Annotated in this window: 25 protein-coding genes; 18 read left to right on the plus strand and 7 right to left on the minus strand. The window is 72.3% G+C overall.

Annotated elements, in window-relative coordinates; genetic code table 11:
* Positions 1-37: 37 nt before the first annotated feature.
* Positions 38-991 (plus strand): type I pantothenate kinase, encoded by a 954-nt coding sequence (coaA, locus tag H8838_RS14945; protein WP_181312689.1) that lies wholly within the window; start codon positions 38-40, stop codon positions 989-991.
* Between the two features lie 19 nt (positions 992-1,010).
* Here the strand turns inward: coaA and glmM are convergent, their stop codons facing one another.
* The 3 genes from glmM to rplM are packed head-to-tail and all read right to left on the minus strand — an operon-like array spanning position 1,011 to position 3,371.
* Complete coding sequence (glmM, locus tag H8838_RS14950) at positions 1,011-2,378, minus strand: phosphoglucosamine mutase (RefSeq protein WP_181312688.1); 1,368 nt, start codon at positions 2,376-2,378, stop codon at positions 1,011-1,013.
* A 10-nt stretch (positions 2,379-2,388) separates the two neighbouring features.
* On the minus strand, positions 2,389-2,901 hold the full coding sequence (gene rpsI, locus H8838_RS14955; RefSeq protein WP_181312687.1) for a 30S ribosomal protein S9: 513 nt from the start codon (positions 2,899-2,901) through the stop codon (positions 2,389-2,391).
* A 26-nt stretch (positions 2,902-2,927) separates the two neighbouring features.
* Positions 2,928-3,371, minus strand: a complete 444-nt coding sequence (gene rplM, locus H8838_RS14960; RefSeq protein WP_181312686.1) for a 50S ribosomal protein L13 — start codon at positions 3,369-3,371, stop codon at positions 2,928-2,930.
* A gap of 315 nt (positions 3,372-3,686) precedes the next feature.
* On the opposite strand from rplM, the gene H8838_RS14965 reads away from it, so the two are divergent.
* Positions 3,687-5,018: a citrate synthase gene (locus H8838_RS14965; RefSeq protein ID WP_181312685.1), complete on the plus strand. Its 1,332-nt coding sequence runs from the start codon at positions 3,687-3,689 to the stop codon at positions 5,016-5,018.
* 161 nt (positions 5,019-5,179) lie between these two features.
* Positions 5,180-6,451 carry a S1C family serine protease gene (locus H8838_RS14970; protein WP_224766160.1) on the plus strand — a complete coding sequence of 424 codons (1,272 nt, stop codon included), beginning with the start codon at positions 5,180-5,182 and terminating at the stop codon, positions 6,449-6,451.
* A gap of 14 nt (positions 6,452-6,465) precedes the next feature.
* On the opposite strand, the gene H8838_RS14975 is transcribed toward H8838_RS14970, so the two are convergent.
* The gene (locus H8838_RS14975) at positions 6,466-8,163 is read right to left on the minus strand and encodes an ABC-F family ATP-binding cassette domain-containing protein (RefSeq protein WP_185994705.1); all 1,698 of its coding nucleotides are present in this window, start codon (positions 8,161-8,163) and stop codon (positions 6,466-6,468) included.
* Positions 8,164-8,271: 108 nt separating this feature from the next.
* Here H8838_RS14975 and H8838_RS14980 point away from each other — a divergent pair, with 108 nt between their 5' ends.
* From H8838_RS14980 to H8838_RS14990, 3 genes are all read left to right on the plus strand, one after another.
* Positions 8,272-9,558, plus strand: a complete 1,287-nt coding sequence (locus H8838_RS14980; protein ID WP_224766161.1) for a cytochrome P450 — start codon at positions 8,272-8,274, stop codon at positions 9,556-9,558.
* 89 nt (positions 9,559-9,647) lie between these two features.
* Positions 9,648-10,799 carry an acyl-CoA dehydrogenase family protein gene (locus tag H8838_RS14985; RefSeq protein WP_185994704.1) on the plus strand — a complete coding sequence of 384 codons (1,152 nt, stop codon included), beginning with the start codon at positions 9,648-9,650 and terminating at the stop codon, positions 10,797-10,799.
* A 10-nt stretch (positions 10,800-10,809) separates the two neighbouring features.
* Positions 10,810-11,955: an acyl-CoA dehydrogenase family protein gene (locus H8838_RS14990; protein WP_181312682.1), complete on the plus strand. Its 1,146-nt coding sequence runs from the start codon at positions 10,810-10,812 to the stop codon at positions 11,953-11,955.
* Here H8838_RS14990 and H8838_RS14995 read toward each other — a convergent pair.
* Positions 11,901-12,524, minus strand: coding sequence for a TetR/AcrR family transcriptional regulator (locus H8838_RS14995; protein ID WP_185994703.1), 624 nt, complete (start codon positions 12,522-12,524; stop codon positions 11,901-11,903). The two genes, H8838_RS14990 and H8838_RS14995, sit on opposite strands and share 55 nt — an antisense overlap.
* 86 nt (positions 12,525-12,610) lie before the next feature.
* On the opposite strand from H8838_RS14995, the gene H8838_RS15000 reads away from it, so the two are divergent.
* The 9 genes from H8838_RS15000 (at position 12,611) to H8838_RS15040 (ending at position 19,602) form a co-directional block, all read left to right on the plus strand.
* Positions 12,611-13,363, plus strand: coding sequence for an SDR family oxidoreductase (locus tag H8838_RS15000; protein ID WP_181312680.1), 753 nt, complete (start codon positions 12,611-12,613; stop codon positions 13,361-13,363).
* Positions 13,363-14,172 (plus strand): SDR family NAD(P)-dependent oxidoreductase, encoded by an 810-nt coding sequence (locus tag H8838_RS15005; RefSeq protein ID WP_181312679.1) that lies wholly within the window; start codon positions 13,363-13,365, stop codon positions 14,170-14,172. Before H8838_RS15000 ends, H8838_RS15005 begins: the two co-directional genes overlap by 1 nt.
* Positions 14,169-15,248, plus strand: coding sequence for a phosphotransferase family protein (locus tag H8838_RS15010; protein WP_181312678.1), 1,080 nt, complete (start codon positions 14,169-14,171; stop codon positions 15,246-15,248). Before H8838_RS15005 ends, H8838_RS15010 begins: the two co-directional genes overlap by 4 nt.
* A 13-nt stretch (positions 15,249-15,261) precedes the next feature.
* The gene (locus H8838_RS15015; RefSeq protein WP_181312677.1) at positions 15,262-16,509 is read left to right on the plus strand and encodes an acyl-CoA dehydrogenase family protein; all 1,248 of its coding nucleotides are present in this window, start codon (positions 15,262-15,264) and stop codon (positions 16,507-16,509) included.
* A gap of 16 nt (positions 16,510-16,525) precedes the next feature.
* Positions 16,526-17,506, plus strand: coding sequence for an alpha/beta hydrolase (locus H8838_RS15020; protein WP_185994702.1), 981 nt, complete (start codon positions 16,526-16,528; stop codon positions 17,504-17,506).
* Positions 17,503-18,015 carry a DinB family protein gene (locus H8838_RS15025; RefSeq protein ID WP_181312675.1) on the plus strand — a complete coding sequence of 171 codons (513 nt, stop codon included), beginning with the start codon at positions 17,503-17,505 and terminating at the stop codon, positions 18,013-18,015. Before H8838_RS15020 ends, H8838_RS15025 begins: the two co-directional genes overlap by 4 nt.
* 49 nt (positions 18,016-18,064) lie before the next feature.
* Entirely contained in the window at positions 18,065-18,775 is a 711-nt protein-coding gene (locus H8838_RS15030; RefSeq protein ID WP_181312674.1) for a lysoplasmalogenase, read from the plus strand.
* Positions 18,776-18,862: 87 nt separating this feature from the next.
* The gene (locus tag H8838_RS15035) at positions 18,863-19,282 is read left to right on the plus strand and encodes a BLUF domain-containing protein (RefSeq protein WP_181312673.1); all 420 of its coding nucleotides are present in this window, start codon (positions 18,863-18,865) and stop codon (positions 19,280-19,282) included.
* Between the two features lie 32 nt (positions 19,283-19,314).
* On the plus strand, positions 19,315-19,602 hold the full coding sequence (locus H8838_RS15040) for a DUF1905 domain-containing protein (protein ID WP_181312672.1): 288 nt from the start codon (positions 19,315-19,317) through the stop codon (positions 19,600-19,602).
* Between the two features lie 3 nt (positions 19,603-19,605).
* Here H8838_RS15040 and H8838_RS15045 read toward each other — a convergent pair whose 3' ends face one another.
* The gene (locus H8838_RS15045) at positions 19,606-21,243 is read right to left on the minus strand and encodes an ABC-F family ATP-binding cassette domain-containing protein (RefSeq protein WP_185994701.1); all 1,638 of its coding nucleotides are present in this window, start codon (positions 21,241-21,243) and stop codon (positions 19,606-19,608) included.
* 382 nt (positions 21,244-21,625) lie between these two features.
* Here H8838_RS15045 and H8838_RS15050 point away from each other — a divergent pair, with 382 nt between their 5' ends.
* Positions 21,626-22,900 (plus strand): HNH endonuclease signature motif containing protein, encoded by a 1,275-nt coding sequence (locus tag H8838_RS15050; protein ID WP_185994700.1) that lies wholly within the window; start codon positions 21,626-21,628, stop codon positions 22,898-22,900.
* A gap of 4 nt (positions 22,901-22,904) precedes the next feature.
* On the opposite strand, the gene H8838_RS15055 is transcribed toward H8838_RS15050, so the two are convergent.
* The gene (locus H8838_RS15055; RefSeq protein ID WP_181312669.1) at positions 22,905-24,137 is read right to left on the minus strand and encodes a PucR family transcriptional regulator; all 1,233 of its coding nucleotides are present in this window, start codon (positions 24,135-24,137) and stop codon (positions 22,905-22,907) included.
* A gap of 170 nt (positions 24,138-24,307) precedes the next feature.
* Here H8838_RS15055 and H8838_RS15060 point away from each other — a divergent pair, with 170 nt between their 5' ends.
* Positions 24,308-25,069, plus strand: coding sequence for an ABC transporter ATP-binding protein (locus H8838_RS15060; protein ID WP_224766162.1), 762 nt, complete (start codon positions 24,308-24,310; stop codon positions 25,067-25,069).
* On the plus strand, positions 25,069-25,782 hold the full coding sequence (locus H8838_RS15065) for an ABC transporter ATP-binding protein (protein WP_181312668.1): 714 nt from the start codon (positions 25,069-25,071) through the stop codon (positions 25,780-25,782). Before H8838_RS15060 ends, H8838_RS15065 begins: the two co-directional genes overlap by 1 nt.
* The last annotated feature ends 20 nt before the right edge of the window (positions 25,783-25,802 follow it).

Raw genomic sequence — 25,802 nt, forward strand, 5'->3', positions numbered from 1 at the left:
GAGTCTAGTGCGAGGAGGCTTTGCAACAATGCCGTGCATGTCACTCTCCGGCGACGAGTCCTCGCCGTACGTGGAGCTCGACCGGGCCGCGTGGGCCTCCCTGGCGCCGGCGGCGGACAACCCGCTCACGCCCGAGGAGATCGACCGGCTGCGCGGTCTGGGCGACTCCCTGGACCTGGGCGAGGTGGAGCAGGTCTACCTGCCGCTCTCACGCCTGCTCTCCATGTACGTCGAGAGCGCCGGGCGGCTGCACCGCAAGCAGGAGGCCTTCCTGCACCGCCGGCACCCTCCGCGCACGCCGTTCGTGATCGGCATCGCCGGGTCGGTGGCGGTCGGCAAGTCCACCACCGCCCGGGTGCTCCAGCAGATGCTGGCGCACTGGCCCGAGCACCCGCACGTGGCCCTGGTGACCACCGACGGGTTCCTGCTGCCGAACGCCGAGCTGGAGCGACGCGGCCTGCTGCAGCGCAAGGGGTTCCCGGAGTCCTACGACCGGCGCGCACTGCTGAAGTTCGTCGTGGACATCAAGTCCGGTCGCGACGAGGTGGAGGCGCCGACGTACTCCCACCTGGTCTACGACGTGGTCAAGGACGAGAAGGTCGTGGTGAAGCGGCCCGACATCGTCATCGTCGAGGGGCTCAACGTCCTCCAGCCGGCCCGGGTGCGCGAGGACGGCCGCACCAGCCTGGCGGTCAGCGACTTCTTCGACTTCAGCGTCTACGTCGACGCGGCCACCTCCGACATCCGCCGCTGGTACGTCGAGCGGTTCCTGCGGCTGCGCGAGACCGCGTTCCGCGACCCGGGCTCCTACTTCAGCAAGTACGCCGCGCTCACGCGCGAGCAGGCGGAGGCCGAGGCGCTGCGGATCTGGGACTCCATCAACGGGCCGAACCTCGACCAGAACGTGCTGCCGACCCGGAGCCGGGCGACCCTGGTGCTGCGCAAGGACGTCGACCACTCGGTCCGCTACGTCAGGCTCCGCAAGCTCTGAGCCCGGCGTGCGGGCCGCCTCAGAGGGCGAGCTGGCTGCGCACGACCTCGGCAAGCCTGGAGGCGACCGCCTCGGCCTCCTCGCCGCTGGGGGCCTCGACCATCACCCGGACCAGCGGCTCGGTGCCCGAGGGGCGGAGCAGGATGCGGCCCCGGTCGCCCAGCAGCGCCTCCTCCTCGGCGATCGCGGCGGCCAGCACCGCGTCCTCGTCGGCGCGCGCCTTGTCGACGCCCGCGACGTTGACCAGCACCTGCGGGAGCCGGGTCATCACCGAGGACAGCTCCTGGAGCGAGCGCCCCGTACGGGCCATCCGCTGCAGCACGTGCAGCGCCGTGAGGATCCCGTCACCGGTGGTGGCGTGGTCGCTGAGGATGACGTGGCCGGACTGCTCTCCGCCCAGGTTGTAGCCGGAGACCCTCATGGCCTCGAGCACGTACCGGTCGCCGACCTTGGTCTGCCGCACGCCCACGCCGTGCTCGCGCATGGCCTGGACGAAGCCGAGGTTGCTCATCACGGTCGCCACCACGGTGTCGCGGGCGAGCGTGCCGTCCTCCTGCATCGCCATCGCCAGGATCGCCAGGATCTGGTCGCCGTCGACGAGGTTGCCCTCGGCGTCGACCGCCAGGCAGCGGTCCGCGTCGCCGTCCAGGGCGAAGCCGACGTCTGCGCCGTGCTCGACCACGGCGGCGCGCAGCGAGTCGGGGTGGGTCGACCCGCACTGGTCGTTGATGTTGGTGCCGTCGGGCTCGGCGTGCAGCGCGATGACCGTCGCCCCCGCGGCGTGCAGGGCCCGGGGTCCGGCCTGGTACGCCGCGCCCGCGGCGCAGTCGAGCACCACGGTGAGCCCGTCGAGCCGGGCGCCGAGGGTGCGCACCAGGTGGGCGGCGTACTCGTCGACGGCGGTCTCGTAGACGCGCACCCGGCCCACGCCGGCGCCCTTGGGGCGGGCCCACGGTTCGCCCATCCGGCGCTCGATCGCCACCTCGATGGCGTCGTCGAGCTTGTGGCCGCCACGGGCCAGGAACTTGATGCCGTTGTCGGGCATGGGGTTGTGCGAGGCCGAGAGCATGACGCCGAGGTCGGCCCCCAGGGCGTCGGTGAGGTAGGCGGTGCCGGGCGTGGGCAGCACGCCGAGCAGCAGCACGTCGACACCCGCCGAGGCCAGCCCGGCGACCACCGCGGCCTCCAGGAACTGCCCGGAGACGCGCGTGTCGCGGCCGACCACGGCCAGCGGCCGGGCCGTGTGGTCGCCCTCGAACTCCTTGAGCTCGACCAGCACGTGGGCCGCAGACACCGCGAGGTCCAGGGCCAGCTCAGCGGTCAGTTGACCGTTGGCCAGGCCCCGGACCCCGTCGGTGCCGAAGAGTCGCTTCGTCGAGGACTCCACGGAACCAGGATCAGCGCTTGCTGAACTGCGGCGCCTTGCGGGCCTTCTTGAGACCGGCCTTCTTGCGCTCGATGACGCGCGCGTCGCGGGTCAGCAGCCCGGCCTTCTTCAGCGACGGGCGGTTGGCCTCGACGTCGATCTCGTTGAGGCAGCGGGCCACGCCGAGGCGCAGGGCGCCGGCCTGACCGGTGATGCCGCCGCCGTGGATGCGGGCGATGACGTCGAAGCGGCCCTCGAGCTGCAGGTTGGCGAACGGCTCGTTCACGACCTGCTGGTGCAGCTTGTTGGGGAAGTAGGAGTCCAGGGTGCGACCGTTGACGGTCCACTCGCCGGTGCCCGGCACGATGCGGACCCGGGCGACGGCCTCCTTGCGCCGGCCGGTGGCCTGCGCGGGAGCGATCGTGGCGGGGCGCAGCGGCGCGTCCGCCGACGGCGCGGACTCGGAGCTGTAGGCGACGCCCTGCTCGTTGGTCTCGAAGGTCTCCTCGACCTCGGTCTGGGTGTTCTCGGTGGTCTCAGCCACGGTAATTCCTCACTCGTCCTTGAAAATTACTGGGAGACCTGGGAGATCTCGAACGGCTTGGCCTGCTGGGCCACGTGCGGGTGGTCGGGACCCGCGTAGACCTTCAGCTTCTTCAGGATCTGACGGCCGAGCCGGTTCTTGGGGAGCATGCCCCAGACGGCCTTCTCGATCGCCTTGCGGGCGTCCTTCTCCAGCAGCTCACCGAACGGCGTGGCGGAGAGACCGCCCGGGTAGCCGGAGTGGCGGTAGGCCATCTTGGTGACCTTCTTGTTGCCGGACAGGGCGACCTTGTCCGCATTGACGATGATGACGAAGTCACCCATGTCCATGTGCGGCGCGAAGGTGGGCTTGTGCTTGCCCCGCAGGAGGTTGGCGGTCTGGACGGCAAGGCGTCCCAGGACCACGTCAGCAGCATCGATGACGAGCCACTCGCGCTGAATGTCAGCGGGCTTCGGGCTGTACGTACGCACGGCGAGAACCTTCTCGTTCGTAGGGCCGGGCTGGAGGTGTCCAGACCGGTGGTGTTGCTGCGGCTTCTGACGAACACTGCCCGGCTTGCCACCGGCACGGGGCCGAGGGACTGTCCGGGTCTGCACCTGGACCCGTCGTACGGGGTCCGGGCGCGGCAGGAGTCGCGACGCACGAGTCTACGCACCCGGCGGACGGGCGACCAAATCCCGTGAGGTCGCATGGCCGTCCAGCGGACCCCCCGCTACCGGCGCGAGACAGCGAGGACTAAGTTGGGACGGACCCGATGACGTGAGAATACGTGCTAAGGAGCCGACGTGACCGACGCACCGGCCACCGATGCCCCGGCCACCGCCGGCGCATCCAACCAGTCCCTCACCGTACGCGACAACCGCACCGGTACGGAGTACGAGCTGGCCATCACCGACAACACCATCCGCGCCGCGGACCTGGGGCAGATCAGGGTGGGCGAGGACCCCGGCCTGGCCACCTACGACCCCGGCTTCGTGAACACCGCCTCGACGCGCAGCGCGGTGACCTACATCGACGGCGAGAAGGGGATCCTGGAGTACCGGGGATACCCGATCGAGCAGCTGGCTGAGAAGTCCAGCTTCCTCGAGGTCGCCTACCTGCTGATCCACGGCGAGCTGCCGACCAAGGACCAGCACGAGAACTGGGTGCACGAGATCACCTACCACACCTTCGTGCACGAGAACATCAAGACGTTCATGGAGGGCTTCCGCTACGACGCCCACCCCATGGGCATGCTGATGGCCTCGGTGGGCGCCCTGTCGACGTTCTACCCCGACGCCCGCAACATCACCGACGGCGACAACCGGCACATGCAGATCGTCCGGATGATCGCCAAGATGCCCACCCTCGGCGCCTGGTCCTTCCGGCACGCCCAGGGCAAGCCGTTCGTCTACCCGGACAACGAGCTCAGCTACACCGAGAACTTCCTTTCGATGCTCTTCAAGATGAGCGAGAAGAGCTTCCACGCCGACGAGCGCCTGGTGAAGGCGCTCGACACGCTGTTCATCCTGCACGCCGACCACGAGCAGAACGCCTCCACCAACGCCGTCCGCTCGGTGGGCTCGACCCAGGTCGACCCGTACTCCGCGGTCGCGGCGGGCGTGGGTGCCCTCTACGGCCCGCTGCACGGCGGCGCCAACGAGTCGGTGCTGCGGATGCTGCGCCGGATCGGCAAGAAGGAGAACATCGCGGACTTCATCGCCGGGGTGAAGAACGGCGACGAGAAGCTGATGGGCTTCGGTCACCGGGTCTACAAGAACTACGACCCGCGGGCCAAGATCATCAAGAAGTCGGCCGAGGACGTCTTCGCGGTGACGGGCACCAACCCGCTGCTGGACATCGCCCTGGAGCTGGAGAAGATCGCGCTGGAGGACGAGTACTTCGTCAAGCGCAAGCTCTACCCCAACGTGGACTTCTACTCGGGCCTGATCTACGAGGCCTTCCAGTTCCCGCCGGAGATGTTCACCGTGCTCTTCGCGATCGGCCGCACCCCCGGCTGGCTCGCGCAGTGGCTCGAGCTGGTGCAGGACAAGGAGCAGAAGATCGCCCGGCCCAAGCAGATCTACACCGGTGAGCGCGGCCTGGACTTCGTCCCGGCCTCCGAGCGCTGGGCCTGAGCCGCAGGCTCCACGCAGCACCCGTCTCACCATCACACGCGCCGCGTGCAGGGTCCGCCCTGCACGCGGCGCGTGTGCATGCGGCCGGCACGCCCGGAGTCACATCGTTCTTCCAGCCCGGTCTCAGCCCGGTCTCAGGAGCGGTTGGCACAGTAGGAGCCATGAGTGACACACCGCCGCCCAGCTTCTACGGCAGCTCTCCCGACCCCGAGCAGGCTCCGGGACAGCAGCCTCCGCGTGCGCAGTCGCCCTTCGGACTGCACGACACCCAGGCCATGCCGCCGCAGGGGAACGCCCCTGCCGGCCCGGCCGGACGCCGTCCCGGTGGACGGACCGGCCTGGTCGCCGGCGTGCTGACCGGTGCCCTCGTCGTCGGTGGTCTCGCCGGTCTCGGCGGGGCCGCGATCCACGAGGAGTGGATCGCCGACGACTCCTCCTCTTCCTCCTCCGCCAGCTCCGAGGTCGCCCCGCCGGTGATCGACAAGGACACTCCCCAGGCCGGCCGCGGGTCGGTCGAGGGGGTCGCCGACCAGGTGCTGCCCTCCGTGGTTCGCATCGACGTCTCGGGCGCCAACGGCGCCGGGTCCGGCTCCGGCATCGTGCTCACCGAGGACGGACAGATCCTCACCAACGAGCACGTGATCTCCGGGGTCTCGTCCGGCGGCACGATCAGCGTCGCCTTCGACGACGGCACCCGCGCCGAGGCCGAGGTGCTCGGCGCCGACCCGCTCACCGACACCGCGGTGATCCAGGCCAAGGACGTCTCCGGCCTGACCCCGGCCACGATCGGCAACTCCGCGGACCTCCGCGTCGGCCAGCAGGTGGTCGCCATCGGCTCTCCGTTCGGCCTCGACGCGACCGTCACCAGCGGCATCGTGAGCGCGCTCGGTCGCCCGGTCAACGTCAGCTCCGACGGTCAGGGCAACTCCACGACGTACCCCGCGATCCAGACCGACGCAGCGATCAACCCCGGCAACAGCGGAGGCCCGCTGGTCGACCTGAGCGGCCGCGTGGTGGGCATCAACTCCTCGATCCGCACCGCCACCAGCAACGTCAGTGGCCAGGGCGGCTCGATCGGCCTCGGCTTCGCCATCCCGATCGACGAGATCATGCCCGTGGTCGAGCAGATGGCCGACGGCGAGACGCCGACCCACGCCCGGATGGGCGTCCAGGTCTCCGACGCCTCGGCCTCCTCCGACTCCTCCTCGCTCGGCGCCCTGGTCGGCGACGTGACCTCCGGGTCCAGCGCCGACAAGGCCGGGCTCGAGTCCGGCGACGTGATCACCAAGGTCGACGACGAGGTGATCGACAGCGCCGACGACCTGGTCGCCACGGTGCGCACCTACCGTCCCGACGACGAGGTCAAGGTCACCGTGATGCGCGACGGCGAGGAGCGCACCGTCGACCTGGTGCTCGACTCCGACGCCGACTGAGAGCCAGTCCTCTCTCAACGGGTCCGGCGGACCCGGGTCTCGTCCCAGACCGCCTCGGCGGTCTCGTAGACCCGGCCGTCGGACCCGTAGACCAGGAACCGGTCGAAGCCCCGGGCGAACCAGCGGTCGTGGGTGACCGCGACCACGGTCCCCTCGAAGGAGGCGAGCCCCGCCTCCAGCGCCTCGGCGGACTGCACGTCGAGGTTGTCGGTGGGCTCGTCGAGCAGCAGCAGGGTGGCCCCTGAGAGCTCCAGGAGCAGGATCTGGAACCGGGCCTGCTGGCCGCCGCTGAGCTGCTCGAAGCGCTGCTCGGCGCTGGCGCTCAGCTCGTAGCGGTCCAGCACCCGGCTCGCCTGCTCCCGCCCCATGCCGGCCCGACCGCTGCCGTCGGGCCCGACCTCTCCGCGGTGCAGCACCTCCAGGAGCGTCCGGCCCGCCAGCTCGGGGTGGTCGTGGGTCTGGACGAACCAGCCCGGCCGCACCCGGGCTCCCAGCCGGGCCACGCCGGTGTGCGGCACCGGGGCCGGCCGGACCTCGCCCACCGGCCGGTTCGCCACCTCCGGGTCGGTGCCCCCGGCGGCGAGCAGGCGCAGGAAGTGCGACTTGCCCGAGCCGTTGCTGCCCAGCACCGCCACCCGCTCGCCGTACCAGACCTCGAGGTCGAACGGCTCCATCAACCCGGTCAGTCCGAGGCCCGTGCAGACCACGGCGCGCTTGCCGGTGCGTCCGCCCCGCAGCCGCATCACCACCTGCTGCTCGCGGGGCTGCTCGGTCGGCGGGCCCACCTCCTCGAACCGTCGCAGCCGGGTCTGCGCGGCCTGGTAGCGGCTGGCCATGTCGGAGTTGTACGCCGCCTTCTGCTTGTACATCAGCATCTGCGTGCGCAGCTTGGCCTGCTCCTCGTCCCACCGCCTGCGCAGCTCCTCGAACCGCAGGAACCGCTCCTCGCGCGCCCGGTTGTACGTCGCGAAGCCGCCGGCATGGGTCCACACCAGGTTGCCCGCGTGACCCAGCTCGACGGTGACGATCCGGGTGGCGGTGTTTGCCAGCAGCTCGCGGTCGTGGCTGACGAACAGGATCGTCTTGGGCGAGCTGCGGATCCGCTCCTCCAGCCAGAGCTTCCCGGGCACGTCGAGGTAGTTGTCGGGCTCGTCGAGGAGCAGCACCTCGTCCGGGCCGGCCAGCAGGTACTCCAGCACCAGCCTCTTCTGCTCGCCGCCCGAGAGGGTGCCGAGCAGCCGGTTCCGCGCCCGGTCGTAGGGCACGCCCAGCGCCCGCACCGTGCAGACGTCCCAGACGACCTCCTGGTCGTACCCACCGGCGTCGGCGTAGTCGGCCAGGGCCGCGGCGTAGCGCATCTGGGTCGGCTCGTCGTCGACCTCCATCAGCGCGCGCTCGCAGGCGTCCACCGCGGCCGCGGCCCGGCGTACCGACGCCGGCGAGACCGAGAGCAGCAGGTCCGCGACGGTCTCGTCGCTGCCGCCGTGGCCCACCAGCTGCCGCATCACCCCCAGCGAGCCGCTGCGGGTCACCGCCCCGCCGTGCGGCTCGAGGTCGCCGGTGACCAGCCGCAGCAGGGTCGTCTTGCCCGCGCCGTTGGCCCCCACCAGGGCGATCTTGGCGCCGTCGCCGACCCGGAACGACACGTCCTCCAGCAGGACACGCCCGTCGGGCAGCTCGTACCGGACCCCGGACACCTCGACATGACCCACCCAGGGATCCTCCCCCGAGAAGGACCCCGGACGCACCTCGACAACCCCGGGGCAAGGTCCGGGGACTCCCCCGACGCGACGGCGTCGCGACTACTCTTCACTTCCACCATGACAACCTTGCTGCCGTCGATGCGCACGCGGATGCGTCGCACCGCCCTCCGACTCGCCGCCCGACGGGCCGAGGGGATCGACGTCTCCTCGCTCCGTGCGGTGCCCGCGGCCTGGCGCTTCCCGCTCCAGCGGGACGCGCTGGACCCGGTCCCCGCGCTCGCCGAGGCCCGCTCCCGCGGCGAGGTGGTCCGGCTGGCCCGGCTGCTCGGCACCGACGTGTGGCTGGTCACCGGGCACGCGGCGGCCAGGACCGTGCTCTCGGACTCGGACTCCTTCGGCAACGACGTCCGCCACCTCTTCGGCCGGCAGGGGCGCACCCCGGCCGAGCAGATCGGCGGCCTGGGCATGACCGACGACCCCGAGCACCAGCGCCTGCGCCGCGTGCTGACCCCGGAGTTCACCCGTCGCCGGCTGGCCCGGCTCGACGAGGCGGTCTCGCGCGTGGTCGCCGACTGCCTCGACGACCTGGAGGCGCACGGCCCCGAGGTCGACCTCGTGGAGCGCTTCGGCTTCGCCGTCCCCTTCCGGGTGATCTGCGAGCTGCTCGGGCTGCCCGAGGTGGACCGGGAGGAGTTCCGGCGCCGCGGCAGCGCCCGGTTCGACCTGACCACCGGCGGGCTGGGCCCCTTCGCCGCCACCGCGGGCACCCGTGAGTTCCTGATCGACCTGGTGGCGCGCGAGCGCCGCTCCCCCTTCCTGCCCGACGGGCTGCTGGCCGGGATCATCGCCCAGCACGGTCACGAGCTGGACGACGTCGAGATCGGCGGCCTGGCCGACGGGGTCTTCGTCGGCGGTTACGAGACCAGCGCGAGCATGCTCTCCCTGGGGGCCTACGTCCTCTCCCGCGACCCCGTGGCGCACGAGCTGGTGCGCACGGGCTCGCCCGAGCAGGTGGACGCGGTGGTCGAGGAGCTGCTGCGCTACATCTGCCCCGTGCAAGTGGCCTTCCCGCGCTTCGCCCGCCGCCCGGTGACCGTGGCGGGGGTGCCGATGAGCCAGGGCGACCTCGTCGTTGTCTCGCTCTCGGCCGCCGGCCGGGACCCGGCGGTGCGCCCCGACCGTGGCGACTTCGACCCGCTCGCCGCACCCGGCGGTCAGCTGGCCTTCGGGCACGGCATGCACCGCTGCGTGGGCGCCGAGCTGGCCCGGATGGAGCTGCGCGCCGGACTGGTCGGCCTGACCCGCCGGTTCCCCGCGATGCAGGTGAGCGACCCCGCGGACCTCCGGTTCACCGAGCTCTCCATCGTCTACGGCCTGGAGGCCCTGCCGGTGCGGCTGGCCTGAACCTTCTGGCCGCCTTGGGCGCTGCGCACATGGTCCTGGGACCTCCGCCCAGCAGATGATGGGCGGAGTCGACGCGAGAGGGGCTGCTGATGCGGCTTGAGCTGTCCACGGAGGACCGGGCATTCCGTCAGGAGATGGCCGAGTTCTTCACCACCGAGGTTCCCGCCTCCATCCGCACCGCCGTGCTCGAGGGCCAGGAGATCAGCCCGGACATGATCCGGGAGAGCCAGCGCGCGCTCAACGCCGCCGGGCTGGCGGTCCCGCACTGGCCCACCGAGTGGGGCGGCCGGGACTGGACCGACCTGCAGCGGCACCTGTGGCACGAGGAGATGGTGCGCGCCGGGGTGCCGGCGCCGTTGCCCTTCAACACCTCGATGATCGGCCCGGTGCTGGCGCAGTTCGCCTCCCAGGAGATGAAGGAGCGCTTCCTGCCGGCCACCGCCAACCTGGACATCTGGTGGTCCCAGGGGTTCAGCGAGCCCGACGCCGGCTCCGACCTGGCCGGCCTGCGCACCACCGCGGTGCGCGACGGCGAGGACTGGATCGTCAACGGGCAGAAGACCTGGACCACCCTGGGCCAGTACGGCGACTGGATCTTCACCCTGGTCCGCACCGACCCCGACGCCAAGAAGCAGCTGGGCATCTCGATGCTGCTCATCGACATGACCAGCCCCGGCCTGGAGGTCCGGCCGATCGAGCTGATCGACGGCGGCCACGAGGTCAACGAGGTCTGGTTCACCGACGTCCGGGTGCCGGGCGAGAACCTGGTGGGCGAGGTCAACCAGGGCTGGACGATGGCCAAGTTCCTGCTCGGCAACGAGCGGGTCGGGGTGGCGCCGGTGGCGATGGTCAAGCGGATGCTGGCCCGGGCCAAGGCACTCGCCGGCGACCAGCTGGCCGACCCGCTCACCCGGGCTCGGATCGCCGAGCTGGAGAACGAGCTGCTCGCCCTCGAGCTGACCGCCCTGCGCGTGGTCGCCCACTCCGCCGGGGGCGCGCCGCACCCGGCCAGCAGCGTGCTCAAGCTGCGCGGGACCGAGCTCCAGCAGGCGGTCAGCGAGCTGATGGTCGACCTGGCCGGACCGGCGTCGCTGGTGCCGACGGCGGCCGAGGGCTCCGACGTACCCCTGTGGGCCCGCCGGGCCGCACCGGTCTACCTCAACTACCGCAAGGCGTCGATCTACGGCGGGTCCAACGAGATCCAGCGCCAGATCATCGCCCGCACGATCCTGGGACTGTAGGGAGCATCCGATGGACTTCACCCACGACGACGAGCAGGTCGCCCTCCGTGACGCGGTGCGGGCCCTGCTGACCAAGAAGTACGGCGACTTCGAGGAGCGGCGGCGCACCGTGCGCGCCGAGCCCGGCTTCGACGAGACCCTGTGGCGCCAGCTCGCCGAGATGGGCGTGCTCGGCCTGGCCTTCGACGAGGAGTACGGCGGGATGGGCGCCGGGCCGGTCGAGATCGGCCTGGTCGCCGAGGAGATCGGGCGGGTCCTGGCCCCGGAGCCGTTCCTGGCCGCGGTGGTGCTGGGCGGAGGCGCCGTGGCCGCCGCGGGCACCGAGACCCAGCGCGCCGAGCTGATCGCCGCGCTCGCCTCGGGCGAGCTCCGGCTGGCGCTCGCCCACCACGACGGGGGCACACCGACCCGCGCCGAGGGCAGCGGGGACGCGTGGACCCTGACCGGGGTCAAGGAGCCGGTGCTGAGCGGCGACGCCGAGCGGCTGGTCGTCTCCGCCGAGCTGCCTGAGGGCGGCACCGGCCTCTTCCTGGTCGACGGCGACGCCGTCACCCGGACCACCTCGCGGGCCTACGACGGGTCCCGGGTCTCCCGGGTCGAGCTGGACCGCACGGCGGCGACCCCACTGGGCGAGCCGGGGGTCGACGCCTCGGCCGCACTCGCCTCGGTCCTCGACCTGGGCCGGATCGCGGCCTGCCACGAGGCGCTGGGCGGGATGGCCGTGGCACTGGAGACCACCACGGCGTACCTGAAGAGCCGCAAGCAGTTCGGCGTGCCGCTCAACACCTTCCAGGCGCTCAACTTCCGGGCGGCCGACATGTACGTCTCGCTCGAGCTGACGCGCAGCACGGTCGCCTGGGCCACCATGGTGGTCGCGTCGGGGGCCGACCCGGCACTGACGCACGAGGCGGTCACCCGGGCGGCGCTGCAGACCAGCCGGGCCGGCCGGCACGTGGGCCAGGAGGCGGTCCAGCTGCACGGCGGGATCGGGATGACCGCGGAGTACCTGGTCGGGAACATCACCGCCCACCTCACCGCGCTCGACCACCTGCTGGGCGACGGCCGGCGGCACCTGACCGAGCTGGCCGCCGGGGTCGACGGCTACCCCGGGCTGGACCCGCTGGCTCCGACCATGCGCAGCGCCAGCTCGGCGTAGTGGTCGGCGACCTGGTCCGGGCTCCAGCCGCCGGCGGCGTACCAGCGGGAGACGTCGATGCCCAGCGAGAGCAGGGCGGCGCCGGTCACCGCCGGCTCGGGGGTGTCGAACTCCCCGTCGCGCACGCCGCGCCGGACCAGGTCGCGCACCAGCATGTCCATCGCGTGCCGCAGGCCGTCGATCTCCGCGCGGTGCTCGGGGGCGAGGGCGCCGAGCTCGTAGTTGACGATCCGGGCCACGGTGTTGTTGGCCGCGTGGTGCCGGACGAAGTCGCGGACCAGCACCCGCAGCTGCTCGGCCGGCTGCTCGGAGGCGGCCACCGCCTGCTCGCAGATGCCCAGCGCGGTGCGGTGCCCGGCCAGGGAGATCTCGTGCAGCAGCTCCTCCTTCGAGCCGTAGTGCACGTAGAGCGCCGCCGGGCTCATGCCGGCTGCGGAGGCGATGTCGCGCGTGGTGGTGCCGTGGAAGCCGCGCGCGGCGAAGGCCTGCACCGCGGCGTCGAGCAGCCGGGCTCGGGCGTCGCGTCCCCTCGCGGAGGGCGCGCCGGGGGGATTGACGGGGTCGGCCATGCCAGAGATAGTAAGCAAGCGCTTAGTCAGGGGGCAACCCTGAGGGAGCCGTCCCACCACCGGACCGACATCGCAGGAGACAGCACGTGCACGGACTCAACGGCAAGACCGCGATCATCACCGGCGCGAGCCGCGGCATCGGGCTGGGCATCGCCCAGCGGCTGGTCGCCGAGGGCGTACGCGTCTGCGTGACCGCCCGCAAGGCGGAGGCGCTGGAGGAGGCCGTGGCCGCGCTCGGCGGACCCGAGCACGCGATCGGCGTGGCCGGCAACGCCAGCGACGAGAGCCACCGGGAGGAGGTGGTCGCCCGCACCCTCGAGACCTTCGGCAGCGTCGACCTGCTGGTCAACAACACCGGCATCAACCCGGTCTACGGGCCGATGGTCGAGATCGACCTGGACGCCGCGCGCAAGATCGTCGAGACCAACGTGATCAGCGCGCTGGCCTGGGTGCAGTCGGCCCACCGGGCGTGGATGGGCGAGCACGGCGGCTCGGTGGTCAACATCTCCTCGGTCGCCGGCACCAAGCCCGCGCCCGGGATCACCATGTACGGCGCCAGCAAGGCGATGCTGATCAGCGTCACCGAGTCGCTGGCCGTCGAGCTGGGCCCCGACATCCGGGTCAACGCGGTCGCCCCGGCGGTGGTGAAGACCCGCTTCGCCAGCGCGCTCTACGAGGGCCGGGAGGAGGAGGTCGCCTCGTCCTACCCGCTCAAGCGGCTCGGTGTGCCGGAGGACATCGGCAGCGTGGTGGCGTTCCTGCTCTCCGACGAGGCCGCCTGGCTGACCGGCCAGACCCTGGTGGTCGACGGCGGGCTGACGCTGACCGGCGGCGTCTGATGGCCGGCCTCCTGGACGGCGCGGGCGCCGTGGTCACGGGTGCGGGACACGGCATCGGCCGGGCGCTGGCGCGCCGGCTGGCCGCGGAGGGCGCCCGGGTGGTGGTCAACGACCTGGACGCCGAGGCGGTCACCGCGGTCGCCGAGGAGATCGGCGGCACGGCCGTGCCCGGCGACTGCGCCTCGGTCGAGGGCGTGGCCGACCTGGTGTCGCAGGCGCAGGAGGCGCTCGGCCGGATCGACGTCTTCCTGGCCAACGCCGGCATCGACGCCGCGCACGAGACCGGGCAGGACAGCCTCCAGGTGGCCGAGGAGGTCTGGGAGCGGATGCTCCAGGTCAACACGATGGCCCACGTCCGGGCGGCCCGCGCGCTGGTGCCCGGCTGGCTGGCCGACGGGCGAGGCGGCCGGTTCGTGGTCACCGCCTCCGCGGCGGGACTGCTGACGATGCTCGGCAGCGCGCCGTACTCGGTGACCAAGCACGCGGCGGTCGGCTTCGCCGAGTGGCTCTCGGCGACCTACGGCCACCGCGGGATCACCGTGCAGGCGATCTGCCCGCAGGGCGTGCAGACCCGGATGCTGGAGCAGTCCGGTCCGCTCAAGGAGCTGCTCTCCCACGACGTGGCGCTCACCCCCGAGCAGGTGGCCGACGCCTGGGTCGAGTCGCTGGCCGACGACCGGTTCCTGGTCCTCCCCCACCCCGAGGTGGCCGACTACTACGCAGCCCGGGCCACCCAGAACGAGCGCTGGCTGCGCGGCATGCGCCGACTGCAGGCTGGGCTGGACCAGCGGACGGGGGCGACCTCGTGAGCGAGCTGCAGCACGACGGCGTCCCCGGCCTGGACCTCGACGCCTTCGGGGCCTGGTACGCCGCACAGCGTCCCGACCAGCTGGCCGCCGACCGGGTCGGCGACCTGACGGCCCGCCTGATCGCCGGCGGCAAGTCCAACCTGACCTACGAGGTCACCGACGGCGACTCCTGGTGGATCGTCCGCCGTCCGCCGCTGGGCCACGTGCAGGCCACCGCGCACGACATGGGCCGCGAGCACACGGTGATGACGGCGCTCGCGGGCACCGACGTCCCGGTGCCGCAGACCTTCGCGCTGTGCTCCGACGAGTCGGTGCTGGGTGCGCGGTTCTACGTGATGGAACGCGTCGCAGGCACCCCGTACCGCAGCGCCGCCCAGCTCACCGAGCTGGGCACCGAGCGCACCGCGCACCTCGCCCAGGCGATGATCGAGGTGCTCGCCGCGCTGCACACCGTCGACCCCGCCGAGGTGGGGCTGGCCGAGTTCGGTCGCCCGCAGGGGTTCCTCGAGCGGCAGGTGCGCCGCTGGGGCAAGCAGCTGGAAGGGTCCAGGACCCGCGAGCTGCCCGACGCCGACCGGCTGCTGGCGCACCTGGCCGACCACGTCCCGTCGGAGGGCGCGGCCGGCATCGTGCACGGCGACTACCGGCTCGACAACCTGCTCTCGGTCGCCGACGACGACCGGCCGGTCAAGGCGGTCGTCGACTGGGAGATGGCCACCCTCGGCGACCCGCTCACCGACCTGGCGCTGCTGCTGACCTACGACAACCTCCCCCGGCTCATCGGCGACCTGCCGCTCGCCGACGCCAGCACCGCGCCGGGCTACCCGAGCGCCGAGGAGCAGCTCGCCTCGTACGTCGCTGCCGGCGGGCGCGAGACGGCCGGCCCGGGCGGCGACATGGGCTTCCACCTGGGCCTGGCCCACCTCAAGCTCGCGGTGATCCTCGAGGGGATCAACCACCGCCACCAGGCGGGCCAGACCGTCGGCGGCGGCTTCGACGCCATCGGCGACGCCGTCGAGCCGCTGCTCGCCGCCGGGCTCGCCGCGGCCACCGGACGAGCCGACCTCATCTCCTGACGAAAGGGCTGACATGGACTTCACCTTCGACGAGCGCACCCGAGAGCTGCAGGACGAGCTGCTCTCCTTCATGGACGCCCACGTCCACCCCGCCGAGCAGCGGTTCGAGACCGAGCTCGCCGCCCTCGACGACCCGTTCGCCTGGACCCAGGCGCCGGTGCTCGGCGAGCTGCGGACCGAGGCCCGCAAGCGCGGTCTGTGGAACCTCTTCCTCCCGGTCTCGGCCGACGAGCAGGGCCACGGCGCCGGGCTGACCAACCTGCAGTACGCCCCGCTGGCGGAGATCAGCGGCCGCAGCGGCCACCTCGCCCCGGCGGCGATGAACTGCGCGGCGCCGGACACCGGCAACATGGAGGTGCTGCACATGTTCGGCACGCCGGCGCAGCAGGAGCGCTGGCTGGAGCCGCTGCTCGACGGGCGGATCCGCTCGGCGTTCGCGATGACCGAGCCGGACGTCGCCTCCTCGGACGCCACGAACATCGAGTGCTCCATCGTGCGCGACGGCGACGACTACGTGATCAACGGCCGCAAGTGGTGGATCACCGGGGCGATGAACCCCGACTGCGAGATCTTCATCGTGATGGGCAAGACCGACCCCGAGGCGTCGCGGCACCGCCAGCAGTCGATGGTGCTGGTCCCGCGGGACACCCCCGGCCTGGAGGTGGTCCGGCCGATGCACGTGCTCGGGTACGACGACCACGAGCACGGCGGTCACGCCGAGCTGCGGTTCACCGACGTGCGGGTGCCGGTGGCCAACCTGGTCGGCGAGGAGGGCGCCGGCTTCGCGATCGCCCAGGCCCGGCTGGGCCCGGGCCGGATCCACCACTGCATGCGCTCGATCGGGATCGCCGAGCGGGCGATCGAGCTGATGTGCGAGCGGGCGCAGTCGCGGGTCGCCTTCGGCCGCTCCCTGGCCCAGCAGGGCGTGGTGCGGGAGTGGATCGCGGAGTCGCGGGTGGCGGTGGAGCAGCTGCGGCTGCTGGTGCTCAAGACCGCGTGGCTGATGGACACCGTGGGCAACCGCGGGGCGCACACCGAGATCCAGGCGATCAAGATCGCCACCCCGAAGGTGGTCCAGGAGATCCTCGACCGGGCGATCCAGGTGCACGGCGCCGGCGGTCTCTCCCAGGACTTCCCGCTGGCCTCCGCGTTCGCCGGGATCCGCACGCTGCGCTTCGCCGACGGCCCGGACGAGGTGCACAAGAACTCGCTGGCCAAGGCCGAGATGGCCCGCCACCCCGCCCCGACCGAGCACGCCTGAGCACCGAGGAGCCGAGATGACCGACGTCCCCGCCGCACCTGCGCCCGGCCGCGACCCCGGGCTGGACCCCCAGCTCGCCGGACTGCTGGCCATGATGGACAGCGCCGGCGCGAAGATGCACGAGGTCTCCCCCGCCGAGGCGCGGCGGATGTTCCGCACGCTCACCGTCGACCTCCGTGACCCGGCGGCGGTGCCGGCGGTGGAGAGCGTCGAGGAGATCCGGGTGCCCGGCGGGGAGGGCGAGCTCGACGCCCGCCTCTACCGGCCACACGCCGGTGATCTGCCCACCGTGGTCTTCTTCCACGGCGGGGGCTGGGTGGTCGGCGACCTGGACACCCACGACCTGACCTGTCGCACGCTCGCCACCCTGTGCGACGCGGTGGTGGTCTCGGTCGACTACCGGCTCGCCCCCGAGCACCCCTTCCCGGCCCCGCTGGACGACGCGCTGGCCGCGGCGCACTGGGCGGCGGAGCACCTGGCCGACCTCGGCGGCAACGACGTGCTGGCGGTGGCGGGCGACTCCGCCGGGGGCAACCTGTCCGCGGTCGTCGCGCAGACGTTCCGGGACGAAGGGGTCGCGCTGGGCGCTCAGCTGCTGATCTACCCCGGCACCGACATGCTCTCCGAGCTCCCCTCGCGCACCGAGAACGCGGAGGGCTACTTCCTCGACACCCCGACCATGACCTGGTTCGCCCAGCACTACCTCGGCGACTTCCCCGACCCGGCCGACCCCCGACTCTCCCCGCTGCGCGGGGAGCTGGCGGGCCTCGCACCCGCCGTCGTGGTGGTCGCCCAGTTCGACCCGCTGCGCGACGAGGGCACGGCGTACGCCGAGGCCCTGGCCGCCGCGGGCGTGCCGGTGCTGGTCGAGGAGTTCGCGGGGCTGATCCACGGCTTCGTCGACATGGGCCGGCACTCCCCCGCCGCCCAGACCGCGGTCGAGCGGACGTGCGAGATGTTCCGTTCGGTGCTGCACCGTGCCAGGACGGCCCCGTGACCACCGCCCCCGCCCGTGCTCCCGAGGACGTCATCGGGGAGTCCGTGCAGGTGCAGGCCGAGACGTTCCTCGACCAGCACCGGGATGCGTTGAGCTCCTGCCTGGACGGACTGAGCGAGGAGCAGGCCCGCCGATCACTGGTGGCGTCGAAGACCACGCTGCTGGGTCTGGTCAAGCACGCGACGTTCGTCGAGAAGGTCTGGTTCTCCGAGGCCGTCACCGGGCGCCCCCGCGACGAGCTGGGCATCGAGGCGGGCCCGGACGAGTCCTTCGACCTGGACGACGGTGACACCATCGCCGGCGTGCAGGAGGCTCACCGGGCCGCCTGCCGCGCCTCGCGCGCAGCGGTCGCGGGCCTGGGCCCGGACGACCTGCTGCCCGGCAACCGCCGAGGCCCGCTGCCGCTGCGGTGGGTCTACCTCCACGTGCTGCGCGAGCTCGCCCAGCACTGCGGCCACGCCGACATCCTGCGCGAGCAGGTGCTGGGAGCAGACACACCGGCCTCGTGAGGGCCGGAAACGCGGACCTGAGCGCGGTCCGTCGCGCAGGATGTGCGGCATGAGACTCCGCCGCGCCCTGACGCCCCTGCTGCCTGCCGCCGCCTACGCCGCCCTGTCGGTCGCCGACAGCATCGCGGCCGGACGCAGGAGCACCTCGGCCCGACGACTGCGGCACGTCCTCAAGCCGGCCCTGATGCCGGCGCTGACGACCGCCTTCCTGGCCGGCACCCGGGAGGGTCCCCGTCCGGGGACCAGGGTGCTGCACACCGGGACCGCGGTCGGGCAGGCCTTCTCCTGGGGCGGCGACGTGGCGCTGCTCGGGAGCGGCCAGCGTGCGTTCCTCACCGGGGTCGGCTCCTTCTTCGGCGCCCACGTCGCGTACGTCGGCGCCTTCCTCTCGGTGCGCGGGGCGCCCGCGGACCACGACACCGCGGGCCTCAAGGCCGCACTCGCCGTCTGGCTGACCGCGGGTCCGGTGCTGAGCCACGCGGCGGGGCGCAAGGACCCGGCGCTGCGCGTCCCGGTCGCCGCCTACGCCACCATCCTGTCGGGCATGTTCGCCACCTCCTGCATGCTCGACCCGGCACTGCCGGCGCGGGCCCGGAGGACGATGAAGGCGGGCACCGCACTGTTCGTCATCTCCGACACGGTGCTGGCTGCGCAGATGTTCCTGCGCGACGAGCCGTCGCCGTTCCTGGAGTCCCTGGTGATGACCACCTACACCGCCGGCCAGGGGCTGATCGCCGCAGGAGTCGCGCAGGCGACCTGAGCCGCGCAATCGGGCCAATGGCCTGCGCCCCACCCCGCCGCCGGGAGAGGATCGAGGGCCGCCCCTCCTCCCCGACCCGAGGACCGCATGCTGTTCAGCCTGACCTACTTCAGCTCCGCCACCACCGAGTTCTCGGCCGCGGACCTGAAGCAGCTGCTCGCCACCGTCCGCCCGCGCAACGCCGCCGACGACATCACCGGCATGCTGCTCTACCACGACGGCAGCTTCGCCCAGGCGCTCGAGGGGCCGGCCGAGCAGGTGCGCCGGACCTTCGACCGGATCTGCCTGGACCGTCGGCACCGCGGCATCTACGTGGCGTTCGAGGACGAGATCACCGAGCGCGCCTTCCCCGACTGGGCGATGAGCTTCCGCGACCTCGGCGGAGCCGCTGCCCGGGAGGCCGAGGGGTTCTCCACCTTCGTCCAGGACGTGCGAGCCGGTCGTCCCGTGCCGGGCGACACCGCTCCGCACCACCTGTTGCGCGCGTTCAGCCGTCCCGTGCTCTGACCCCGGGCGGCCGGATCCGGTAGGAAGTCCTCATGGAGTTCGAGCTCGAGGGACCGGTCGTCGAGTGGCGTGGCCCGGCGCCCTACTACTTCCTCGCCATCCCCGAGGACGAGAGCGCCGACATCAAGGCCGCCGCCAAGGGGATGGAGTACTGGGGCCAGGTTCCTGTGGTCGTCCGGGTCGGCGACACGGAGTTCAGCACCGGGCTCTTCCCGAAGGACGGCCGCTACCTGATGCCGCTCAAGGACGCCGTACGACGTGCCGAGGGGATCGAGCCCGGCCAGGTGGTGGCGGCCGAGCTGCGGGTCGGCCGCAGCTGAGGCTCAGCCGAGCGCGACCCGGCCGTCCTCGACATGCCAGCGCTGGTCGAGACGGACGTTCTCCAGCAGCCGTCGGTCGTGCGAGACCAGGAGCAGCGCACCGTCGTAGGAGTCCAGGGCCTGCTCGAGCTGCTCGATCGCCGGGAGGTCGAGGTGGTTGGTCGGCTCGTCGAGGACCAGCAGGTTGACCCCGCGGGCCTGCAGCAGCGCCATCGCCGCCCGGGTCCGCTCCCCCGGGGAGAGCCGACCCACCGTGCTGTTCACCTGGTCGGCCTTGAGACCGAACTTGGCCAGCAGCGTGCGCACCTCTCCCGAGGTCAGCTCGGGCACCACCGCCTCGAAGGCGTCGCCCAGCGGCAGCTCCTCGGCCAGCCCGGACCGCGCCTGGTCGATCTCGCCCACCGCGACGCTCGCGCCCCGGGACGCCCGGCCCTCGTCCGGGGCCCGGTGGCCCAGCAGCAGCCTCAGCAGGGTGGTCTTGCCGGCGCCGTTGGGCCCGGTGATCCCGATCCGGTCGCCCGCGCTGACCTGGAGCGAGACCGGACCGAGCACGAAGTCGCCCTGCCGCACGAGCGCCCCGTCCAGGGTGGCGACCACGCTGGAGGAGCGCGGGGCGGCGGCGATGTCGAACTGGAGCACCCACTCCTTGCGGGGCTCCTCGACCTCCTCCAGCCGGGCGATCCGGGACTCCATCTGGCGCACCTTCTGCGCCTGCTTCTCGCTCGACTCGCTCTGCGCGCGGCGACGGATCTTGTCGTTGTCGGGCGACTTGCGCATCGCGTTGCGCACGCCCTGCGAGCTCCACTCGCGCTGGGTCCGGGCCCGGGCCTGGAGCTCGGACTTCTTGTCCGCGAACTCCTCGTACGCCTCGCGCGCGTGCCGGCGGGCGACGGCGCGCTCCTCCAGGAACGCGTCGTACCCGCCGTCGTAGACCGAGACCTGGTGCTGGGCCAGGTCCAGCTCGACCACCCGGGTCACGCACCGGGCCAGGAACTCGCGGTCGTGCGAGACCAGCACCACGCCGGCCCGCAGACCGCGGACGAAGGCCTCCAGCCGGGTCAGCCCGTCGAGGTCGAGGTCGTTGGTCGGCTCGTCGAGCAGCACCACGTCGAACCGGCTCAGCAGCAGCGCCGCCAGCCCGACCCGAGCCGCCTGCCCGCCCGAGAGCGAGGTCATCAGCGTCTCGGTGCCGGTCTCCAGGCCGAGCTCGGCGAGGGTCGCGGGGATCCTGTCCTCCAGGTCGGCGGCGCCGCTGGCCAGCCAGTGGTCCAGCGCCACGGCGTACGCGTCGTCGGCGCCGGGAGCCTCGCTGCCCAGCAGGGCAGCGGTCTCCTCCATCGCCGCGGTCGCCGCCGCCGCGCCGGTACGCCGTGCCAGGTAGTCGCCCACCGTCTCGCCGGGGACCCGCTCGTGCTCCTGCGGCAGCCAGCCGACGAAGGCGTCGGCGGGTGCGGTGCTCACCGTGCCGGCGACCGGGGTGGCGCGGCCGGCGAGCAGCTCCAGCAGCGTCGACTTGCCCGCCCCGTTGGCGCCGACCACGCCGACCACGTCGCCGGGAGCCACGGTCAGGTCGAGGTCCTCGAAGAGCACCCGGTGGTCGTGCCCGCCGGCCAGGCCCTTGGCGACCAGGGTGCCGGTCACGGGCGTCGATCCAGGAGTGTCGTGCTCACGGACGAAGGGTAGGTCAGGCCGTCCGGCCCAGGGCTCGCAGCACCTTCCGGACCAGGCAGGAGTGTGATCTGGTCGCGTTCCGGACGCGTCGCGAAGCGGCCCGCGGGATGGAGGAAGTTCACGCCCTCGAGACCCCCTCCCGAACTCCATCGGATCACACGGGTGCCTTTTTTCGAACAGATGTCCACAATGTGGGAACGGGTGCTTCTGGGGGTCTGTCTTGTCGGTGGTGGCCGGTTGAGTGGGGTGTGTCGGGAGCTCATCGGGGGCCTTCGGCGCGTCGGGGACGGGGGTCCTGGGGATGTGGGAGCAGGCGGGTGTAGGTCATCCGATCGCACGTGCGGTCGGTCTGGTGGATGAGGCGTTGGACTGCGTGAAGGGCGCGGACCCGGCGTTCTTGTCCGAGGGTGAGCAGCGGGAGGTGCTGCTGGGGTTGTCCCGTCAGGTCGACCAGCTGGAGCGGCTGCGGATGCGGGTGCTCGGGGTCGTCGGGGTTCCGGGTGGGGTGGCTCAGGCGGACGGGGCGAAGTCGGCGGCGACCTGGGTGGCGGGCCGGACCCGGTGTGGGTACGGGTCCGCGCGGGCGGCGGAGAAGCTCGCCGAAGCGTTGGACTCGCGATGGCAGCGGGTGGGCGCGGGGTTGGAGGACGGGTCGGTGAACCTGCCCCAGGCACGGGTGATCGTGAAGGCGCTGGAGGCGTTGGTGATCGACCCGCTGCCGGGTGAGGAGGTCCCCGACGATGTGCTCGCGAGGGCCGAGGCCCACTTGGTCGAGTACGCGGGCGTGTTCACCCCCGCCCAGCTGGAGGCGCTGGGCGCGAGGATCCTGGCGGTGGTCGCCCCGGCCACGTGTGAGGAGCATGAGCGCAAGGTGTTGGAGCGGGCCGAGCGGCGGGCGAACGCTGCGACGAGGTTGACGTTCCGCCGGCGTGGGGACGGCGCGACCGATGTGGCGGCGCGGATCCCGGACCAGGTGGCTGCCCGGTTGCGGACGTATCTGGAGGCGTGGACCTCGCCGAAGCAGGACGACGGCAAGGACACCGGTGCCGCCACCGGGTTGGGCTCGTTCAACCACCGGGATCCGGCGACGGGGCTGCGGTTGCCCCAGGAGCGGTTGCACGGGCAGGCCTTCTGCGCATTCCTCGAAGCCGCCGACCCCAGCAGGGTCCCGGCGCACGGCGGGTCGGCGACCCGAGTGCTGGTCACCATGAGCCTGGAAGCCCTACGCAGCGGGCTCGGCACGGGGTCGATCCTCAGCAACGGCGAGGACGTCACCACCCTCTCGGCGGGACAGGTCAGAAGGCTGGCCTGCCAGGCGCAGATCATCCCCGTGGTCCTGGGCGCGAAGTCGCAGGTGCTGGACCAGGGTCGGGCGTCGCGGTTCTTCACCGACGGGCAACGGACCGCGAAGACGTTGACCCAGCGGGTCTGCGGCGCGGAGGGGTGCACGGTGCCCTCGACCTGGTGCGAGGCCCACCACGGGCGTGATCCCTGGGGCCACGGCGGCAACACCGACCTGGACGACCTGCTGTTCCTGTGTCCGTGGCACCACCAACGGGCCCACGACCCGGCATTCACCACCACGCAGCACCCGGACGGGTCCCTGCGCTACCACCGACGGACCTAGGCCGTCAGGCGCGCCCGCTGGCCATCAGGGCCAGTCCCAGCAGCATCTTGTCCCGAGGGTCGGTCAGCGACCGTGAGGTGAGCTGCTCGATCTGCTTCATCCGGTAGATCACCGTGTTGCGGTGGCAGTAGAGGTCGCTCGCCGCGTGCGTGGGCGACCCGTCGTGGTGCAGCAGGGCGCTGAGGGTGTCCAGCAGGGTCTGCGACTGCGCCTTGGGCAGCGCGAGGATCGGCCCGAGCGTCTCCGACAACAGCCGGGGTGCCACCTGGGGACTGCCGGCCAGCAGCACCTCGGGCAGCCGGTCGGAGACCGAGACCACCCGCCGTACGCCGCGGGGCACCGTCTCCGCGGCCCGGTGCGCGAGCTGGAACGCGGTCGCGAAGCCGGCGATCCCGTCGTTGCTGAGCGCGATCCCCATGCGTCCCGGGGCGTGCGCGGCGAAGAGGTCGACCAGTCCGCTCTCCCCCGGCACCCGCCCCGACAGCAGCCCGTAGTAGACCCCGGAGCGCACGTGCCAGCGGGCGGCGATACCCATCCGGTCCAGCCGGTCCTCGACCGGCGCCAGGCTGTCGCTGGCGTCGGCGCCGTCATGGATGGCGACCACGCAGGCGACCTCGTCGTCCGGCTCGATCTCCAGGGCGGTGCGGGCCTCCTCGGCGAAGAGCGGGTCGGCACCCCGGCCCTCGATCAGCCCGTCGAGCAGGCTCTGCTCGCGCTGGAGGTCCTGGCGCTGGATGCGGGCGCTCTCGCGGCGGTAGGCGTCGATGAGCACCGCGTTCTGGACGTCGAGGTTGGTCCACACCGTGCGCGCGGCCATGAGCAGCACCTGGTCGTCGACCTCGATCGACGGGTCGGCCGCGACCCGGCTCACCAGCGCCTCCCACAGGATCCGCGCCCCCAGCGTGTAGGCGTTGAGCACCAGCTCGAGCGGGACGCCCTGGCGGGCCCGGCGCCGGCCGGTGTCGCGCCACAGCTCGACGGCGTTCTCCTGCTGGCCCGACGCCTCGGCGCGCAGGTCGGGAGAGGCGGAGAGGATCCGCAGCCCACGCCGGATGTGCTGTCGGGTGCTCGCCCGGACGTCGGCGCGGAACTCCGGGCCGATCCGCTCCCACAGGTCCTGGTCGCGCTCGAAGAGCGTCAGGGTGATGCTGTCGGCGATCACGTCCGACTGGTCCAGCAAGAGCGCCCAGGCGGCATGCAGCGCCTGTTGGGCGGGGGTGACAGACGTGACAGGCATGTCAGCACCGTCGCACTCCGCGCACAATCCTGACCAGACCCACGGGCAACTTGGGTCCACTGGACCAAGCAGTTTTGGGCAGTCCGCCCAATGACCCCGGTGTACTGGCACACCAAAGTGGGCCAGGTCACATTGCCCAACCGGCCACGGCGCCGGTCACAGGAGGCCCCGTGAGCGCCGACCTCGAGCTGGCCCACGTCACCGTCCGCTTCGGAGGGCTCGTCGCGCTCTCCGACGTCTCGCTGTCCGTCACCCCCGGCACCGTGCACGGGGTGATCGGCCCCAACGGCGCCGGCAAGACCACGCTGTTCAACGTGGCCTGCGGGTTCGTGGTGCCCGACGAGGGGACGATGCATCGCAAGGGCGAGCAGCTCGACCGGCTCCGCCCCCACCAGCTCGCCGGCCTCGGCATCTCCCGCACCCTGCAGGGTCTCGGGCTGTTCGACCGGGTGACGGTGCTCGACAACGTGGTCACCGGCGCCGACCGGCACGCCCGCGCCGGGTTCCTCTCCGCACTGCTGGCGCTGCCGCGCTCCTGGCGCGAGGAGCGGGATCTCAAGGAGCGGGCGATGGCGACGCTCGACTCCCTGGGCATCGCCCACGTCGCCGGCCTCTACCCCGGCAGCCTCCCCTACCCGGTGCGCAAGCGGGTCGCCCTGGCCCGGGCCCTGGTCGCGGAGCCCGAGCTCCTGCTGCTGGACGAGCCGGCCAGCGGGCTCTCCGCCGACGAGATGGACGAGCTGGGCGAGCTGATCACCGGGCTCACCGACCGGATGTCGGTGCTGTTGGTCGAGCACCACATGGACCTGGTGATGCGCGTCTGCGACGAGATCACCGTGCTCGACTTCGGCCGCTGCATCGCCTCCGGCTCTCCCGACGACGTCCGCAACGACCCTGCCGTGCTCGCGGCCTACCTGGGAGAGGTGGTCTGATGCTCGCCGTCGACTCGCTCACCGTCTCCTACGGGCCGGTGACCGCCCTGCACGACGTCTCGTTCACCGCCGGCCGCGGGGAGATCACCGCCGTCCTGGGCGCGAACGGCGCCGGCAAGACCACGCTGCTGCGCACGCTCTCGGGCCTGCACCGCGCCCGCAGCGGCACCATCACCCTGGCCGGACAGCCGCTGGACTCCGTGGCGGCCGAGGAGATGACCGCCCGCGGCATGGCGCACGTGCCCGAGGGGCGCGGGGTGATCACCGAGCTCAGCGTCGAGGAGAACCTGCGCCTGGGCGGGCTGGGCCGCGCCGGTGAGCGCGGGCGGGTCACCGACGCCGACCTGTCGGTCGTCTACGACCTCTTCGGCGTGCTGGGAGACCGGCGCAACCAACAGGCCGGCACCCTGTCCGGCGGCGAGCGGCAGATGCTGGTGATCGGCCGGGCGCTGATGGCCCGTCCGGAGCTGCTGCTGCTCGACGAGCCCTCGCTGGGACTGGCTCCCCGGATCGTCGCGCAGATCTTCGCCCTGCTGCGCGACCTGGTCGCCGAGCAGGGACTGACCGTGCTGCTGGTCGAGCAGAACGCCCGCAGCGCCCTCTCGGTGGCCGACCACGGCGTCGTGCTCGACCTCGGCCGGGTGGTGGCCGACGCGGACGCCGACGTGCTGGCCGCCGACGACCAGCTCCGCCACGCCTACCTCGGCTTCTGACCCAGACCTTCCACCCCCGA

Source organism: Nocardioides campestrisoli (genome assembly GCF_013624435.2).
Taxonomy (GTDB): Bacteria; Actinomycetota; Actinomycetes; order Propionibacteriales; family Nocardioidaceae; genus Nocardioides; species Nocardioides campestrisoli.

Bases quoted from the DNA above. Each gene is read 5' to 3' on its own strand.
- coaA (WP_181312689.1), top strand. From the start codon at position 38: ATGTCACTCTCCGGCGACGAGTCCTCGCCGTACGTGGAGCTCGACCGG.
- H8838_RS14970 (WP_224766160.1), top strand. From the start codon at position 5,180: ATGAGTGACACACCGCCGCCCAGCTTCTACGGCAGCTCTCCCGACCCC.
- H8838_RS14980 (WP_224766161.1), top strand. From the start codon at position 8,272: ATGACAACCTTGCTGCCGTCGATGCGCACGCGGATGCGTCGCACCGCC.
- H8838_RS14985 (WP_185994704.1), top strand. From the start codon at position 9,648: ATGCGGCTTGAGCTGTCCACGGAGGACCGGGCATTCCGTCAGGAGATG.
- H8838_RS14990 (WP_181312682.1), top strand. From the start codon at position 10,810: ATGGACTTCACCCACGACGACGAGCAGGTCGCCCTCCGTGACGCGGTG.
- H8838_RS14995 (WP_185994703.1), bottom strand. From the start codon at position 12,524: ATGGCCGACCCCGTCAATCCCCCCGGCGCGCCCTCCGCGAGGGGACGC.
- H8838_RS15005 (WP_181312679.1), top strand. From the start codon at position 13,363: ATGGCCGGCCTCCTGGACGGCGCGGGCGCCGTGGTCACGGGTGCGGGA.
- H8838_RS15015 (WP_181312677.1), top strand. From the start codon at position 15,262: ATGGACTTCACCTTCGACGAGCGCACCCGAGAGCTGCAGGACGAGCTG.
- H8838_RS15020 (WP_185994702.1), top strand. From the start codon at position 16,526: ATGACCGACGTCCCCGCCGCACCTGCGCCCGGCCGCGACCCCGGGCTG.
- H8838_RS15030 (WP_181312674.1), top strand. From the start codon at position 18,065: ATGAGACTCCGCCGCGCCCTGACGCCCCTGCTGCCTGCCGCCGCCTAC.
- H8838_RS15035 (WP_181312673.1), top strand. From the start codon at position 18,863: ATGCTGTTCAGCCTGACCTACTTCAGCTCCGCCACCACCGAGTTCTCG.
- H8838_RS15040 (WP_181312672.1), top strand. From the start codon at position 19,315: ATGGAGTTCGAGCTCGAGGGACCGGTCGTCGAGTGGCGTGGCCCGGCG.
- H8838_RS15055 (WP_181312669.1), bottom strand. From the start codon at position 24,137: ATGCCTGTCACGTCTGTCACCCCCGCCCAACAGGCGCTGCATGCCGCC.
- H8838_RS15065 (WP_181312668.1), top strand. From the start codon at position 25,069: ATGCTCGCCGTCGACTCGCTCACCGTCTCCTACGGGCCGGTGACCGCC.